The sequence below is a fragment of the Halosegnis longus genome (assembly GCF_009663395.1).
Classification (GTDB): Archaea; Halobacteriota; Halobacteria; order Halobacteriales; family Haloarculaceae; genus Halosegnis; species Halosegnis longus.
This window is the reverse complement of sequence record NZ_QKNW01000001.1, coordinates 1,220,141-1,234,014: the sequence shown is the minus strand read 5'-3', so window position 1 is coordinate 1,234,014 and position 13,874 is coordinate 1,220,141. Positions and strand designations below refer to the sequence as shown.

The window sequence follows — 13,874 nt, the reverse complement described above, 5'->3', positions numbered from 1 at the left end:
ATAAACCTTCGGCTTTGAGGTACAGTAACAGACACATCGAAAACCGGGGGACAGCGCCCGTTTGTAGTGTGAAATACATATCCGAGCCGAACAGAAAGCCTATACCGTCTGCTCGAACGCCAGTTCGCTCGCCACCTCGTCGAGGAACGACCCCTTCACCTCGGAGACGCGGGTCTCGATTTCGGCGACAATCGGCGGCTCGAATCCGCGGAGTTCGGCGAGTCGCTTCTGTTCGGTCTCGATGCGCTGTCTGAGGAACTTCGCCCCTCGGCCGTTCTCGTCGTCGTCGGGTGCGGGCGTGAGCCGGTTCACGATGATGCCCTCGACCGGGAGGTCGCGCTCGCGGAGACTCTCGATGGCTCGCTCGCTCTCGCGGACGGACAGGGCGTCGGGGTTCGCCACGAGGACGAAGGAAGCGTCCTCGCGCAGTGTTTCGCGGGCGAACTCGAACCGCTCTTTCCGGTCGCGCAGGCGGGCGAGAATCGGGTCGCCCAGGCTGGTCCGGCGCGGCTCTCGGCTCCCGATTGCCGCCTTCTCGTAGAGGTCGATACTCGCTTCTCGCTTCTCGACGAGCCGGTCGATCCAGCTGCCGAGATACTCCGGGAGCGAGAGGAGCCGGAGGGTCCCGCCCGTCGGGGAGGTGTCGAAGACGACGCGGTCGTGGTCGGCCTCGCGCATGAGTTCGATGAATCGGTCGAACAGCGCCGACTCGTGTGCGCCGGGGGTCTGGTGTGCGAGTTCGATCTGGCGGTCGATTTCGTTGACGATGCCGGCGCTGACCTGGTCGCCGAGCGCGCGTTTCGTCTCCATCAGGTGGTCGGTCACCTCCTGTTCGGGGTCGATTTCGATGGCGTCGAGCGAGTCGTAGCCGTCGACGGGAGTCGGTTCGTCGCCGAAGGGCTGGTCGAACACGTCGGCCGTCGAGTGGGCCGGGTCGGTGGAGACGATGAGTACGTCCTCGCCGGCGCGGGCGCGCTTGTGTGCGAAGGCGGCCGACATCGAGGTCTTGCCGACGCCGCCCTTCCCGCCGAAGAATGTGAACCGTGCCATCAGAAGTGGTACTGCTGGCCTTTGCGTTCGAGCACCGACTCGCGGTCCCACATCCGGCGCTCCCACTGGGCGAACTCCTCGGCGAGATACGGGAGCAGTTCGGCCGTGTAGTAGGAGACCGGACTCGGGATGCCGAAGGCGTCGGGGAAACACGCGAGCAGGAAGGCGTCCTCTTGATCTTCGGCCTCCTTCTCGATGAGTTCGTACGCCGGGTGTGACACCATCCCGTGGTAGAGCCCGCGGGCCCACGCTTCGAGCCACTCGCGGAACTGCCTGATACGCGTCTCGATATCCATGTCACAACGACTCGGGTACGACGACTTAACCCTGACCCGCGTGGTTGCTAAGTGCCCCCGTGTCGAACGCCACCCATGGACGGGATACCGGTAACGATACTCAGCGGTGCGTTGGGCGCGGGCAAGACCACGACGCTGAATCACCTGCTCGAAAACGCCGGCGGGCGCGAAATCGCCGTCCTCGTCAACGACATGGGCGAGGTGAACGTCGACGCGCAGTTGGTCGAAAATCAGGAAGACGGGGTCGCGGAGCTGTCCAACGGCTGTATCTGCTGTGACCTGCGAGACGACCTCGAGGTCGAGGTGAGCCGGCTGGCACGCGAACGCGAGTTCGAGGCGCTGGTCGTGGAGTCGTCGGGCATCTCCGAGCCGGCCCCCGTCGCGCGGCTGTTCACCACCGGCGCGGCGTCGGCCCCGTATGACCTCGACACGCTCGCGACGGTGGTCAACGCCGAGACGTTCCGCGAGACCCTCAGCTCAGACGAGACGGCCGCCGTCGAGGACGTGCGCCGCACCCGGACCGGCCAGGCCGACCGGAAGACCGACCGCCGGCCGCTCTCTGACCTGCTCGTCGGTCAGGTGGAGTGTGCGAACGTCATCCTCCTCAACAAGTGCGACCTCGTGGACGAACAGACGCTCGGCGAGACGGAGACGCTGCTCGAATCGCTGAACCCCGAAGCCCGCATCGTCCGAACGGAGGAGGGGGCCGTCGACCCCGGCGAGATACTCGCCACCGGGCTGTTCGACCTCGAGACGACCAGCGAGACGGCGGCGTGGCAGCGGGCGGCAGAACACGCAGATCACGATCACGACCACTCGCCCCAGTCGGAGTACGGCATCGACTCCTTCGTCATCCGGGCCGAGCGACCCGTCGACGGCGAGGCGTTCGAGGCGTTCGTCGACTCGCTGCCCGAGTCGGTCGTCCGGTCGAAAGGACAGGTGTGGGTCGCCGGCAACGACGAGCACCGCCATCAGTTCAGTCAGGCCGGCCCGTCGGCGCGGCTCACCCCCGGCGAGCAGTGGGTGGCCGCGATGTCGGAGACCAGACAGGAGATGCAACGCCGGATGCACCCGGACCTCGCGTGGGGCGACCACGGCGACCGTCGAACCGAGCTCGTCGTCATCGGCCGCGAGATGGACGAAACACAGATACGAGAGTCGTTCGAGGCGTGTCTCGTCGACGCCGACGGCGAGTACGAAAATCGGTTTCCGGTGGACGCGACGTACGACTTCTAGCAGGCACACCCCGTCGTCGAGGCGCTCCGCTCGAACTCCATGTCGTCGCCACACGACGGACACGCCGGCGTCTCCTCACCGTCGTGGTCGACGTCACGGATGCGCTCGCTGCAGTCGTAACACCAGTAGGAGCCGTCGGAGACCTCCTCGCTCGACTCCCCGCGGTTCGGTGACTGGGTGGACGCTTCGAGGACCTCCTTGGCCGTGCTCAACAGTCCCATACCCCATGTGTGGTACACGGACACATAGTTCTGGCGCGGCTCAGAGTTCGCGCGTGAGCGTCGCGATGGCGCGTTTGAGTTCGCCCTTGCGTTTCCACGCGGCGACTCTGTCGACGATGCCGGGACCGCCGGTGGCGACAGTGGAGTCGAGCGTGAGCGTCGTCCCTTCGTCGTCCGGCTCGTAGGAGACCGTCGTTGCGAGGTGTGCGAGCGGGCCGCGCACCTGCTCGTAGCTGAGACGGCGCTCGCCGGCCTCGAAGACGAAGGTGAGTTCGAGTCCGGCGCGGCCGGCCGTGACGACCGTCTGGCCGTCGCGTTCGGTCGTGTCGCGGACGGTGAAACTCCCCTCGGCTTCGATGAGTCGGGCCGGCGTGAGCAGCCGCTCGACTTCCTCGGGGGGAGCGGGGACGAACCGGCTGACGGAGACCTCGCGCATAGCCGGCGTACGCTGGGGGGATTCATCAGTGTGGTGTCGGGCGAGGGAACTAAGTGGACCAGCGGGGAGTGACAACCAATGGCCAGTGATGGGGACATTCGCGTGTTGCTCGTGCTTGACGTGCTCCTGTCTGCCGTGTTCAGCTACGTCGTCCTGTGGGGGTTGGAGTTCGCCGACATCGCACAGCTGACGACCCAGAACTTCGTCACCGCGACCGCCGTCATCACCGTCTTAACGTATCTGGTCGTGTTGCGACAATAAACGGAGGAATTTATCCGCTCGGGCGTTGGGCCTTCGTGTATGCCAATCGAGGACCGCGACGACGCATACGTCGTCGGCCACGCGCTCGCGAAACACACGCTCTCGCGGCTTCGCTCCGTCGAGACGGAACAGGTGGGCTTCCGCAAGGGGCTCGTAAAGTTGGGTCGCATCTGTGGCTACGAAATCATCGACGGCGCGATGGAGACGGAGTTCGTCTCCATCACCACGCCGCTTTCCGAGACGACCGGCGAGCGCGTGAAGGGACTCGACGACGTGGTCATCATCAACGTCCTCCGGGCCGCGACGCCGTTCGTCGAAGGCTTACTGAAGGCGTTCCCCCGCGCGAAGCAGGGCGTCATCTCGGCGGGCCGCGACGAGGAGGCGGGCATGAACGAGGACGGCGAGTTCCCCATCACCGTCGACTACGTGAAGCTGCCCGACATCTCCGAGGACGACACGGTCATCATCGCCGACCCGATGCTCGCGACCGGCTCCACGATGGTGACGGTACTCGACCACGTGCTCGAGGACGCGAACCCGGAGCGCACGCTCGTGCTCTCGGCCGTGGCCGGCCCGCCGGGACTCGTCCGCGTCAACGAGGCGTTCCCGGAGACGGACCTGTTGACCGTCGCTATCGACGAGCGGCTCGACGAGGACGGCTTCATCGTGCCCGGACTCGGTGACGCGGGCGACCGCGCCTTCCGCACGACCTGACGGCACAACGGCTTTGCCGACGACAAGCGTACGGGAGGTGTGAGCGAGACAGACCAGCCGGAGGCCCCGGACCGTCCGGGCGTCGCGCGGTTCATCGCCGCCCTCCACGTCCGCCGGAACGCGGCCATCGGCTTCGCTATCAGCATCCTCGTCGCCGCCGTGTTCACGCACGGCACCATCGTCGGAGCCGACGGCCCGCGTCCCGACGCGGCGTATCTCGCGCTCGGCTTCGTGCTCGCGGTCGGACTCGGCTTGCTGCTCGCGGCCATCTTCACGCTCGGCTCGGCGATTCGGCTCGCGCGCGCGGAGTAGCTACGCGGTTAGCTCGACCATCCGCTCGGCCCCGGTCCGCGTCCCCTTCGCGATGAGTACGTCGCCGGCGTCGAGTTTCGTCTCCGGGCCGGGCGAGACGACCCAACCGGTCTGCTTGCCGGTCGGCGCACGCGACTCGTCGCCCCGTCTGACGGCGATGACGCGCATCCCGGTTTCGGTCTTGACGGCCACCTCACCGAGGGTGCGACCCGCGAGCGGGCTTCCCTCGCCGACCACGTAGCGGGCGATGATTTCGTCGGATTCGAGCACGGCCTCGCGGATGACCGGGTGACTGTCCAACCCCCGGAGCACGCCCTCGCTGATTTCGAGCGCCGCGTCGGAGATGACCTCCGTCGCGGCCGCGAGGTGGACCAGTCCGCGCAGCGAGACCGGGTCGTCGACCTCGGCGGCCGCCTGCAGGGTCCACGCCTCGAACCGCGACTGGAGCGCGTCCACCTCGGCTTCCAAGTCGAGCACCTCCTCGGCGAGCGCGTCGTCGTCGAACAACACCGCACCGTACGCCAAGTCGACGGCCAGTTCGGACACGTCTTTCATGAGGACGACGGAGTCCATCGCGCGTTCGAGGTCGGCGGACGATTCGGCCGGCGGTTCGGGCGGCTCGTACTGTTGGCCCGAGAGCTTCTCGTAGACGCCCGTGATGCCGAGTTCGGGCCCGCGGAGCAGCGCCACGTCGCCACCCCGAAGCACTGTCTCGGCGTCGGGGTCGGTGAGCCAGTCGCCCGCTCGCCGGACGGCGATGACGCGCACGCCCGTCTCGGTCTCCAGGTTCGACTCGCCGAGCGACTGCCCCACGAGCGGGGAGTCGGCGCTGATTTCCGTGCGAACCAGCGTCTCGACCGACTCGGGGAGCGCGGCGCGCATCGCCTCCGGCAGCCCCACGTCCTCGAGGATGACCTTCGCGATGTCGCCCGCGGCGTCGGACACCTTCTCGGCCGCGCCGACGATACCGAGGACGGGGGCGAGCGCTTCGGCGTCGTCGGGGCTGCGTGCGGCCATCAGCAGGCTCATCCGGGCGCGAAGCTGGAGCACGTCCATCCGGGATTCGAGTTCCAGCACCTCCTCGGCGACGGCGTTCGACCGCAACAGGATGGCGGAGTACGAGAGGTCGATGAGCAGTTCGGCGGTGTCTTTCATCTCCGCCAGTAGCTCCTTCACGCTGACCGGTTCGTACTCGACTTCCTGTGGCATACCCCGCCTTCGCCGGGAGATGACAAAAGCGTCCGTCCCGGACTGTCATGGATGTGCCTGAACGACAATCCTTTTTGTAGCGCCCTCAGAATCCGGGGTATGTCAGACGAACTCAGGAAGGGGCTCGAAGGTGTGCTCGTCGCGGAGTCGGAACTCAGTTTCATCGACGGGGACGCCGGAAAGCTGGTCTACTGCGGCTACGCCATCGAAGACCTCGCGACGGAAGCGAGCTTCGAGGAGGTGCTGTATCTGCTCTGGAACGGCGAGCTACCGACCGAATCCGAACTCGCGGCCTTCGCTGACTCCATCGCCGAGGAGCGGGGCGTCGAAGACGCCGTCCTCGAGACCGCAGAGGCGCTCGCGGCGGCCGACGAAGAGCCGATGGCCGCGCTCCGGACGCTCGTCTCGTATCTCTCCGCAGAAGACGACGAGGCCGACGTGCCGGCCGCGGACCAGGCCGCCTCGCGCCGGAAGGGTCGCCGGCTGACGGCGAAGATTCCGACCGTGCTAGCGGCGTTCGACCGCTACCGACGCGGCGAGGAGCCGGTCGACCCGGACCCCGAACTCGGCTACGCCGCGAACTTCCTCTACATGCTCACCGGCGAGGAGCCGGACGAGGTGGCAGAGGAGACGTTCGACCAGGCGCTCACGCTTCACGCCGACCACGGGCTGAACGCCTCCACGTTCACCTCGATGGTCATCGGCTCCACGATGGCCGACATGTACTCGGCCGTGACCGGCGGCATCGGCGCGCTCTCCGGGCCGCTCCACGGCGGGGCAAATCAGGACGTGATGGAGATGCTGCTCGACATCGACGAGCAGGGTGCCGACCCCGTCGAGTACGTCGAGAAGAAGGGCGAGCAGGAAGACTGGCGCGTCCCCGGCATGGGCCACCGCGTCTACGGCGTGAAGGACCCGCGTGCGGTCATCCTAGAGAAGAAGTCCGAGGAGCTGAACGCGACGGCCGAGGGGACCAACTGGTACGAGCTGGCCGACGCCATCGAACAGCACTTCGAGGAGCAGGGACTCGTCTCGAAGGGCATCGCGCCGAACGTCGACTTCTACTCCGGCACCGTCTACTACCAGCTCGGAATCCCGGTCGACATGTTCACGCCCATCTTCGCGATGGCCCGCGCCGGCGGCTGGGTCGGCCACACGCTGGAGTACCAGGCGGAAAACCGACTCATCCGTCCGCGCGCTCGCTACACCGGCGAGAAGGACCGCGAGTTCGTCCCGCTCGAAGAGCGCTAGACGCTTTCTGCACGCTCGGACATCATCTCGGCGGCGCGGGGTGCCCACGCCGTCCGCTCGAAGCCCCACCAGACGACGAGTGCCATCCACAGATACGACAGTCCCATCCCGACGTAGACGCCGACGGGACCGTAGCCGAGCGTGAGCGCGAGCAGCCACGAGAGCCCGACGAACAGGCCGAACCGGGCGGTCGTCCGGGCGAGAAGGGGGATTCGCGTCTCGCTTGCGCCCTGTAGTCCACCCGACAGCGCCGAGAAGGCCGCGAGTGCCACGCCGGCGAGTCCGTAGACGCGCGCGAAGGCGACGCCGTACTCGACGACCACGGGGTCGCTCGCGAAGACGCCGACGGCGAACGGTGCCGCGAGCGCGAGCGCGAGACCGAGCAGTCCGACGAGCGCGACGCTGAGGCCGGCCACGGCCCGGCCCTCGAAGTGGGCGCGGTCGGCGTCACCCTCACCGAGCGCCTGCCCGACGAGGACGGACGCCGCGACGTTGAAGCTGCGCGAAATCGGCGCGGTCACCTGCTGGTAGAGCCGACGCGCAATCTGGAAGCCGGCGGTGACCGAGTCCCCGGCGGGAAACGAGAGCAGCAGGGCGTTGAACGGGAACTGCGCCGCTTCGGAGATGAGTCCCTCCAGCGTCCGGGGGACCGACACCTGCAACAGCTGTTTCGTGACGGTGAAACTGCGCGGGCGGACGAAGGTCGGTGCGGTGCGGGCGGAGGCGAGCGCCCCGAGAAACAGGGTCGCGGCGGTGACGTTGGCAGTAGCGGTGGCGTAGCCGACGCCGGCCACCCGGAGGTCGGGCGCGCCGAACAGGCCGAGCCCGAGCACGACGGAGCCGACGATGTTGATGAGATTCACGAAGATGTTGATGTACATCGGGGTGCGGGTGTCGCCGGTCCCCTGGAGCGAGCGCGCCGCGACGAGGGTGACGAGCCGGGCGGGGGCGGTGACGAGGACGATGCCCAGATACGTCGCGCCGAGTCGGACCGCCTCTGCGCTCGGGTCGAACAGCCGGATGGCGGGCTCTGCAAACAGGAGTGCACCGACGGCGAAGGGGAGTCCGACGAGGAACCCGATGAGCAGCGCCTGCGTGATGGCCTCGTCGCGGCTGGCTGTCTCACCGGCTCCCGTGTCCTGCGAGGAGAGTGCAATCGCACCGCCGCCGAGTCCGAGACCGATACGCAGCGGGAACCGGGCGTAGAGGTCACCCAGCGTGACGGCGACGACGGCCGCAGGCGAAAACAGCGCCGTGACGAGTACGTCGGTCGTGCGCATCGCCGTCCGGACGACGGTCTCGGCCGCGATGGGCGCAGACAGCGAGAGCGTCCGCTTCCAGACGCTTCGCAGTCGAGCCCACTCCATACCCAGCCGACGGCACCGTCGCCGTTGAGTCTATCGACCGCGGAAGTGGCGAACAGACGGTCCACCGGTCGGTAGCGGGTGGACCGTACAACCGCCGTGGCCCGCCACCGCAACGCTCAGACGATGGGCCCGGTGGTGCGCGATTGGTTAAAAAGAGACGTTCGTCTCCATCCCGTCGGTGGCGTCGTCGAGGCCGTCCTCGACGGCCTCCTGTGTCATCGCCTCGGAGAGGTCGGCGTCGGGAATCGCGTCGGTGAACGCGGAGTAAAACCGCTTGGAGACGCGCCGGGACTCCGCCTCGGCGTCGAGGACGCGTCGGTAGCGGCGCACCGTCGAGTCGGAGACGCCGAGTTCGGTAGCCGCCTCGGCAGTCGAGGCGTCGGCGAGGTCACGCAGGGAGTCGAGGTCGAATGGTGCCTCGCGGTCGCGGTCGCGAATCAGATGTAAATCGAGTCGGGCACGCGCGACCGTGTCGCGCGACACGTCGAGGTCGGCGGCGAGGTCGCTGTCCGTGCGGCCGTCGAAGTAGCCCCGGACGACCGTTTCGAGCGCGTCGGCGTCGAGGTCGGTCGCGAACTCGTACCGCTCGCGCATCTGGTCGATGACTGCGGCGATGCGGTCGGCGTCGTCACCGCCGGTGAGCGAGCCCCTGTCCGCCTCCTGTGACTCCGTGACGGTCCCCTCGTCGGACACCTCCATGAAGATGTCACGAAGCTCTTCGGTTTGCTCGTCCATTCCCCAGACGTACGTGTAGCAGCGACTTATCCTTGTGGGACAGGTTCGTAAACCACTACACAAAAGTGAGTTTACGAGAACAGGAGAGCAATGAGCACCGAGACACAGCAGGTAGAACTCATCGGCGACGAGGTCGTCGGGAATCTGGTGCGGGCGGCGCTTCTGGCCGCGCTGACAGGCGCGTTCGCGTACGTCACCTTCCCGAATCCGGCCTCGCCGACGAGCGTCACGCTACAGGTACTGGGCGTCTTCATGGCCGGACTGCTGTTGGGACCGGTGTGGGGCGGCGTCTCGATGACGCTGTATCTGGCGGCCGGTGCGGTCGGCGTCCCGGTGTTCGAGGGAGCCGCGGCCGGCTTCGGCCCGCTCGTCGGGACGACCGCTGGGTTCCTCTGGTCGTATCCGCTCGCCGCAATCGCCATCGGCGCTATCGCGTACGGCGGCGTCGAAACGGACGGTGACCTCGACGCCCCGCTGTGGCAGCTTATTGCCGCGCTGGTCGCGGGCACGATTATCATCTACGCGCTCGGCGCGGCCGGGCTGGTCGTGCTCGGGAACCTGAGCGTCGGGGCCGCCGTCGTTGGCGGAACGTTGACCTTCCTGCCCGCGGAGGCGGTGAAGGCGGCCGTCGCGGTCGGTATCGTCCGCGCGGACGAGCTGTCGGCGACGTGATTCGCGTCGAGCGGCTCGTCCACCGGTACGGCGAGGCGACCGCCGTCGACGGCGTCAACCTGACGCTCCCAGACGGCGAGTACGTCGTGCTCGCGGGACCGAACGGCTCCGGGAAGACGACGCTCGTCCGGCATCTGAACGCGCTGCTCTCGCCCGACGAGGGGCGCGTCCTCGTCAACGGAACCGAAGCGGCCGAGAATCCGGTGGCCGCACGTACCGCCGTCGGGATGACGTTTCAGGACCCGCGCGACGGCTTCGTCGCCGCCACCGTCGGTGCCGACGTGGCCTTCGGGCCGGAGAATCTGGGGCTCGCACACGAAGAGATCGACCGCCGGGTGCGTCACGCACTCGACGCGGTGAACATGCAGGGCCGAGCGGACGACCGCGTCGACGCGCTGTCGGGCGGCGAACAGATGCGCGTCGCAATCGCCGGCGCGCTCGCGATGGAGCCGGACCACCTGATTTTAGACGAGCCGTTCGCCGGGCTCGACTGGCCCGCCCGTCGCGAGGTGTTCGAGCGTCTGCGCGCGCTCGCACGCGACGGAACCGCCGTCCTCGTCGTCACCCACGACCTGCGCGACCACATCGACGCGGCCGACCGCGTGCTCGTGCTCTCTGCGGGGGAAATCGCCGTCGACGCGCCGCCCGAACAGGCCCGCGACCGCCTCGCCGAGTTCGACGTGCGCCCGCCGTGAGCGTCCGTTACGAACCGGGCGCGACGGTCGTCCACCGGCTGGACCCGCGGACGAAGTTAGCCACGCAGGTGAGCATCGCCGTCGCCGCGCTCGCACACACCACCCCGCGTGGGCTGGTCGCGCTTACCCTGCTGACGGGAGTGATTCTCGCGCTCGCGCGCACCTCGCCGACGGCCGCGCTCGCGGAGTTCACGCTCGTCGTCCCGTTTCTCGTCGGCGGGCCGCTCATCGAGGGCGTGACGATTGCGCCGGTCGGCTTTTCCGTCGAGCAGGCGATTCCCCCCGCGCTCGCAGCCTACCGGACTCTCCTGCTCTTGCTCGTCGCGGCGGTGTACGTCCGGACGACGCCCGTGCGGGAGTCGCGGGCCGCCATCCAGCGGACGATACCCGGAAGGCCGGGGCAACTGCTCGGCGTGGGCGTCGGCTTCGTCTTCCGGTTTCTCCCGCTCTTGCGACGCGATATCGCGCGGCTCCGGGACGGGTCGGCCGCACGGCTGGGGACGGAGCGGTCGGTCCGCGAACGGATGCGGCTGGTCGCGGTCGGCGGGCTGAATCGCGCCTTCCGGCGGGCCGAGACGTTCGAACTCGCCTTGCAGGCGCGGTGTCTGGCGTGGAATCCGACGCTGCCGCGGCTCCGATTCGCGCGCCGTGACGCGCCCGCGCTCGCGCTCGCCGCGGGGCTGCTCGTGGTCGCCGTCATCTGACCGAAACAGACGGACACGACGGCGTCTGCGGCTGTGAGAAGATTTAAGCGACCAGTCGCCTGTGTCACGACCATGCTAGAGAGTCCGCTGCTCCAGTCGGGTGAACAGGTCACCCGAGAGACGTTTTGGGGCATCTCGCACGTCGGTGAAGCCGTCTTCTACTATCTGGCGGCGGTGACAATCATCGTCTTCCTCTACGGTGTCTACCAGCGCTTTGCTCGGTACACCCGTGGCTCGGAAGACTGGTTCGACCGTCTCGACGACTTGCCGGGCCGAATCACGTCGGCCGCCAAGACCGTCGCGTCCAACGAGAAGCAGTTCAACCGCGACCTCGTGGGCGGAGTGATGCACGCGTTCATCTTCTGGGGATTCATGACGCTGCTAATCGGGACCACCATCATCGCCATCGACATCGACATCTTCCGGAACCTCACCGCCATCGTCACCGGGGAGCGCCAGTCGTTCTTCGTCGGTGACTTCTACCTCTCCTACTCGCTCGTGATGGACGCGATGGGGCTGCTGTTCGTCGCCGGCGTCTCCATCGCGCTGTGGCGGCGCTACGTCTCCCGCACGGACCGGCTCCACGGGAAACACACTTCCCGCGAGGACGACTTCCTCGTCTGGTCGCTGTTCGCCCTCGGCGTCGGCGGCTACGTCCAGGAAGGACTGCGACTGCTCGGGACGGCCTCCGTCGAGGCCGGGTCGCTCGCGATTACCTCCTACGAGGAGGTGTCGTTCGTCGGCCACTTCGTCGCCGACGTGATGTTCGTCGGCGGGATGACGCCCGGGATGGCGGAGGCGGCCTACCCGATTATGTGGTGGTCACACTCGATTCTCGCGTTCGTCTTCGTCGCCTCCATCCCGTTCATGAAGCCGTTCCACATGATTTCGAGCTTCGCCAACATCGTCGTCAAAGACGAGAAGGCGGGCAAGCGACTGCCGGGCGTGCCGGCGGCACTCGACGCCGACTCGGGGGCAGAATCCGTCGACTCCTTCTCGTGGAAGGAGATGCTCGACCAGGACGCCTGTACGAAATGTGGCCGCTGTTCGTCCGTCTGTCCGGCGAAGGCCTCTGGTCGTGACCTCGACCCGCGTGACGTGATTCTCGACCTGAAACAGTACCGTGAGTCCGTCGACGCCGGCGGCGAGACGACCGACATCGTCGCCGACGGCGGTCAGGTCATCGCCAGCGAGTCGATGGAGTCCTGCATGTCCTGTATGGCCTGCATGGACGCGTGCCCGGTCGAAATCGAGCATCTCAAACACTTCACCAAGCTGAATCGTCAGCTCACCGACCAGGGCGACATCCAGCCGAGCCTGCAGGAGGTGTTCCAGAACGTGATGCAGAAGGGCAACACCTTCGGCAACAGCCAGCGCACCCGCGGCGACTGGACGGAGGACGTGGACGTGGACGTGCCGGACGCCCGCGAGCAGGAGGTCGATTACCTCTGGTACGTGGGCGACTACCCCAGCTACGACGACCGCAACAAGAAAATCGCCCACTCGCTCGCTCGCATCTTCGATGCCGCAGACGTGAGCTTCGGCATCCTGTTCGACGACGAGAAGTACGACGGCAACGACATCCGCCGGGTCGGCGAGGAGTTCCTCTACGTCGAGCTTGCGGGCCACCACGTCGAGACGTTCGACGAGTGTGAGTTCGACACGCTCGTCACCACCGACCCCCACTCGTACAACACGTTCAAAAACGAGTACCCGGAGGTCGACTTCGAGGAGTTCGCCGACGACCCGATGATGCCCTTCGACGTGGAGGAGCCGTGGAACCCCGACGGCGAAATCGACGTGTACCACTGGACGCAGGTGGTCGAGGAGCTCATCGAGGAGAACGCCCTCGGGCTCGACGGGACGGAGCTCGACTACACCGTCACCTACCACGACCCGTGTCACCTCGGCCGGTACAACGACGAGTACGAGGCCCCCCGCTCGCTCATCCGCGCGACGGGCGTCGACCTCCACGAGATGCCCCGCAACCGCGACAACTCCTACTGCTGTGGCGGCGGCGGCGGCGGCCTGTGGCTCGAACACGAGGAAGAGGAGAAGCCGAGCGAGGAGCGGCTCCGCGAGGCGCTCGAAGACACCGACGCCGGCAGCGCCGTCGAGAAGTTCGTCGTCGCCTGCCCGATGTGCATGACGATGTACGAGGACGGCCGCAAGACCGGCGACTTCGAGGACGACATCGAGATCGTCGACATCGCCGAACTCGTCGTCGAAGCGATCGACGCGGGCGGCGTCTCCGCGAGCGCGACCGACGCCGGCGCGCCCGGCACGCCGGCCGACGACTAGCGCCGGTACCGAATCGTCCGCGTCCCCTCGAACCGCGGTCCCTCGCCCGCTTCCTCGAACCCTTTCGACTCCACCACCTCGCGTAGCTCGTCGTCCACAGCGAGCAGTAGTTCGACGGACATCTCCTCTTGCCGGGCGAATTCGAGCGGCGCGTCCAACAGCCGGCGACAGGCCTCGGCCGTCCCCTGAATCTGGGTGACGTGGACCGTCTCGCGGCGCGCGTCGTAGGCGACGAAGCCCCGGACCGGTTCGTCGTCGTCATCGTCGTCGTCTTCGTCGGCGACCGCCACCTGAACGGTCCGGTCGTGGACGAGATTCCGGGTCACGTCCGTCGGGCGGCCCGTCAGCTCTGCCATCCAGTCGGCGTCGCGTTCCACGGCGTCACGCAGGTGCATACCGTCGTTTGGAGGGCGA

Annotated in this window: 17 protein-coding genes; 9 read left to right on the top strand and 8 right to left on the bottom strand. The window is 67.3% G+C overall.

The genetic code is table 11. The features are described from left to right. Positions 1–99 precede the first annotated feature (99 nt). Positions 100–1,050, bottom strand: a complete 951-nt coding sequence (locus DM818_RS06710) for an ArsA family ATPase (RefSeq protein ID WP_075937490.1) — start codon at positions 1,048–1,050, stop codon at positions 100–102. Continuing rightward, positions 1,050–1,346 carry a hypothetical protein gene (locus DM818_RS06705; protein ID WP_075937491.1) on the bottom strand — a complete coding sequence of 99 codons (297 nt, stop codon included), beginning with the start codon at positions 1,344–1,346 and terminating at the stop codon, positions 1,050–1,052. Before DM818_RS06705 ends, DM818_RS06710 begins: the two co-directional genes overlap by 1 nt. A 75-nt stretch (positions 1,347–1,421) precedes the next feature. Between DM818_RS06705 and DM818_RS06700 the strand changes: the two genes are divergently transcribed. Then, positions 1,422–2,582, top strand: a complete 1,161-nt coding sequence (locus DM818_RS06700) for a CobW family GTP-binding protein (RefSeq protein ID WP_153952461.1) — start codon at positions 1,422–1,424, stop codon at positions 2,580–2,582. On the opposite strand, the gene DM818_RS06695 is transcribed toward DM818_RS06700, so the two are convergent. Continuing rightward, the gene (locus DM818_RS06695) at positions 2,579–2,803 is read right to left on the bottom strand and encodes a zinc-ribbon domain-containing protein (protein WP_075937493.1); all 225 of its coding nucleotides are present in this window, start codon (positions 2,801–2,803) and stop codon (positions 2,579–2,581) included. The two genes, DM818_RS06700 and DM818_RS06695, sit on opposite strands and share 4 nt — an antisense overlap. 40 nt (positions 2,804–2,843) lie before the next feature. Next, positions 2,844–3,239 (bottom strand): SRPBCC family protein, encoded by a 396-nt coding sequence (locus DM818_RS06690; protein WP_075937494.1) that lies wholly within the window; start codon positions 3,237–3,239, stop codon positions 2,844–2,846. A 78-nt stretch (positions 3,240–3,317) separates the two neighbouring features. On the opposite strand from DM818_RS06690, the gene DM818_RS06685 reads away from it, so the two are divergent. From DM818_RS06685 to DM818_RS06675, 3 genes are read left to right on the top strand one after another with little or no spacing between them, the layout of a single operon-like run. Next, a complete protein-coding gene (locus DM818_RS06685) occupies positions 3,318–3,500 on the top strand; it encodes a hypothetical protein (protein ID WP_075937495.1) in 183 nt (60 codons plus the stop codon). A 39-nt stretch (positions 3,501–3,539) separates the two neighbouring features. After that, positions 3,540–4,214 (top strand): uracil phosphoribosyltransferase, encoded by a 675-nt coding sequence (gene upp / locus DM818_RS06680; RefSeq protein WP_075937496.1) that lies wholly within the window; start codon positions 3,540–3,542, stop codon positions 4,212–4,214. 39 nt (positions 4,215–4,253) lie between these two features. Next, positions 4,254–4,526 carry a DUF7536 family protein gene (locus DM818_RS06675; RefSeq protein ID WP_075937497.1) on the top strand — a complete coding sequence of 91 codons (273 nt, stop codon included), beginning with the start codon at positions 4,254–4,256 and terminating at the stop codon, positions 4,524–4,526. On the opposite strand, the gene DM818_RS06670 is transcribed toward DM818_RS06675, so the two are convergent. After that, positions 4,527–5,735: a potassium channel family protein gene (locus DM818_RS06670; RefSeq protein WP_075937498.1), complete on the bottom strand. Its 1,209-nt coding sequence runs from the start codon at positions 5,733–5,735 to the stop codon at positions 4,527–4,529. A 99-nt stretch (positions 5,736–5,834) separates the two neighbouring features. Between DM818_RS06670 and citZ the strand changes: the two genes are divergently transcribed. Continuing rightward, a complete protein-coding gene (gene citZ / locus DM818_RS06665) occupies positions 5,835–6,986 on the top strand; it encodes a citrate synthase (protein WP_075937499.1) in 1,152 nt (383 codons plus the stop codon). On the opposite strand, the gene DM818_RS06660 is transcribed toward citZ, so the two are convergent. Beyond that, a complete protein-coding gene (locus tag DM818_RS06660) occupies positions 6,983–8,353 on the bottom strand; it encodes an MATE family efflux transporter (protein ID WP_075937500.1) in 1,371 nt (456 codons plus the stop codon). The genes citZ and DM818_RS06660 overlap by 4 nt on opposite strands. A gap of 147 nt (positions 8,354–8,500) precedes the next feature. Beyond that, on the bottom strand, positions 8,501–9,088 hold the full coding sequence (locus DM818_RS06655) for a hypothetical protein (protein ID WP_075937501.1): 588 nt from the start codon (positions 9,086–9,088) through the stop codon (positions 8,501–8,503). A 90-nt stretch (positions 9,089–9,178) separates the two neighbouring features. On the opposite strand from DM818_RS06655, the gene DM818_RS06650 reads away from it, so the two are divergent. From DM818_RS06650 to DM818_RS06635, 4 genes are all read left to right on the top strand, one after another. Further along, the gene (locus DM818_RS06650) at positions 9,179–9,760 is read left to right on the top strand and encodes a biotin transporter BioY (protein WP_075937502.1); all 582 of its coding nucleotides are present in this window, start codon (positions 9,179–9,181) and stop codon (positions 9,758–9,760) included. After that, a complete protein-coding gene (locus DM818_RS06645; protein ID WP_075937503.1) occupies positions 9,757–10,455 on the top strand; it encodes an energy-coupling factor ABC transporter ATP-binding protein in 699 nt (232 codons plus the stop codon). The genes DM818_RS06650 and DM818_RS06645 overlap by 4 nt, the downstream gene beginning before the upstream one ends. Then, positions 10,452–11,159, top strand: a complete 708-nt coding sequence (locus DM818_RS06640; RefSeq protein ID WP_075937504.1) for an energy-coupling factor transporter transmembrane component T family protein — start codon at positions 10,452–10,454, stop codon at positions 11,157–11,159. Before DM818_RS06645 ends, DM818_RS06640 begins: the two co-directional genes overlap by 4 nt. Positions 11,160–11,231: 72 nt before the next feature. Next, positions 11,232–13,460, top strand: a complete 2,229-nt coding sequence (locus DM818_RS06635; protein ID WP_075937505.1) for a (Fe-S)-binding protein — start codon at positions 11,232–11,234, stop codon at positions 13,458–13,460. Here DM818_RS06635 and DM818_RS06630 read toward each other — a convergent pair. Continuing rightward, entirely contained in the window at positions 13,457–13,855 is a 399-nt protein-coding gene (locus tag DM818_RS06630; RefSeq protein ID WP_075937506.1) for a hypothetical protein, read from the bottom strand. The two genes, DM818_RS06635 and DM818_RS06630, sit on opposite strands and share 4 nt — an antisense overlap. Positions 13,856–13,874: the final 19 nt, after the last annotated feature.

What these genes read in the sequence shown, in the direction of transcription:
- DM818_RS06710 (WP_075937490.1), bottom strand. Translation starts at nt 1,050, where the DNA reads ATGGCACGGTTCACATTCTTCGGCGGGAAGGGCGGCGTCGGCAAGACC.
- DM818_RS06705 (WP_075937491.1), bottom strand. Translation starts at nt 1,346, where the DNA reads ATGGATATCGAGACGCGTATCAGGCAGTTCCGCGAGTGGCTCGAAGCG.
- DM818_RS06700 (WP_153952461.1), top strand. Translation starts at nt 1,422, where the DNA reads ATGGACGGGATACCGGTAACGATACTCAGCGGTGCGTTGGGCGCGGGC.
- DM818_RS06695 (WP_075937493.1), bottom strand. Translation starts at nt 2,803, where the DNA reads ATGGGACTGTTGAGCACGGCCAAGGAGGTCCTCGAAGCGTCCACCCAG.
- DM818_RS06690 (WP_075937494.1), bottom strand. Translation starts at nt 3,239, where the DNA reads ATGCGCGAGGTCTCCGTCAGCCGGTTCGTCCCCGCTCCCCCCGAGGAA.
- DM818_RS06685 (WP_075937495.1), top strand. Translation starts at nt 3,318, where the DNA reads ATGGCCAGTGATGGGGACATTCGCGTGTTGCTCGTGCTTGACGTGCTC.
- upp (WP_075937496.1), top strand. Translation starts at nt 3,540, where the DNA reads ATGCCAATCGAGGACCGCGACGACGCATACGTCGTCGGCCACGCGCTC.
- DM818_RS06670 (WP_075937498.1), bottom strand. Translation starts at nt 5,735, where the DNA reads ATGCCACAGGAAGTCGAGTACGAACCGGTCAGCGTGAAGGAGCTACTG.
- citZ (WP_075937499.1), top strand. Translation starts at nt 5,835, where the DNA reads ATGTCAGACGAACTCAGGAAGGGGCTCGAAGGTGTGCTCGTCGCGGAG.
- DM818_RS06660 (WP_075937500.1), bottom strand. Translation starts at nt 8,353, where the DNA reads ATGGAGTGGGCTCGACTGCGAAGCGTCTGGAAGCGGACGCTCTCGCTG.
- DM818_RS06655 (WP_075937501.1), bottom strand. Translation starts at nt 9,088, where the DNA reads ATGGACGAGCAAACCGAAGAGCTTCGTGACATCTTCATGGAGGTGTCC.
- DM818_RS06650 (WP_075937502.1), top strand. Translation starts at nt 9,179, where the DNA reads ATGAGCACCGAGACACAGCAGGTAGAACTCATCGGCGACGAGGTCGTC.
- DM818_RS06635 (WP_075937505.1), top strand. Translation starts at nt 11,232, where the DNA reads ATGCTAGAGAGTCCGCTGCTCCAGTCGGGTGAACAGGTCACCCGAGAG.
- DM818_RS06630 (WP_075937506.1), bottom strand. Translation starts at nt 13,855, where the DNA reads ATGCACCTGCGTGACGCCGTGGAACGCGACGCCGACTGGATGGCAGAG.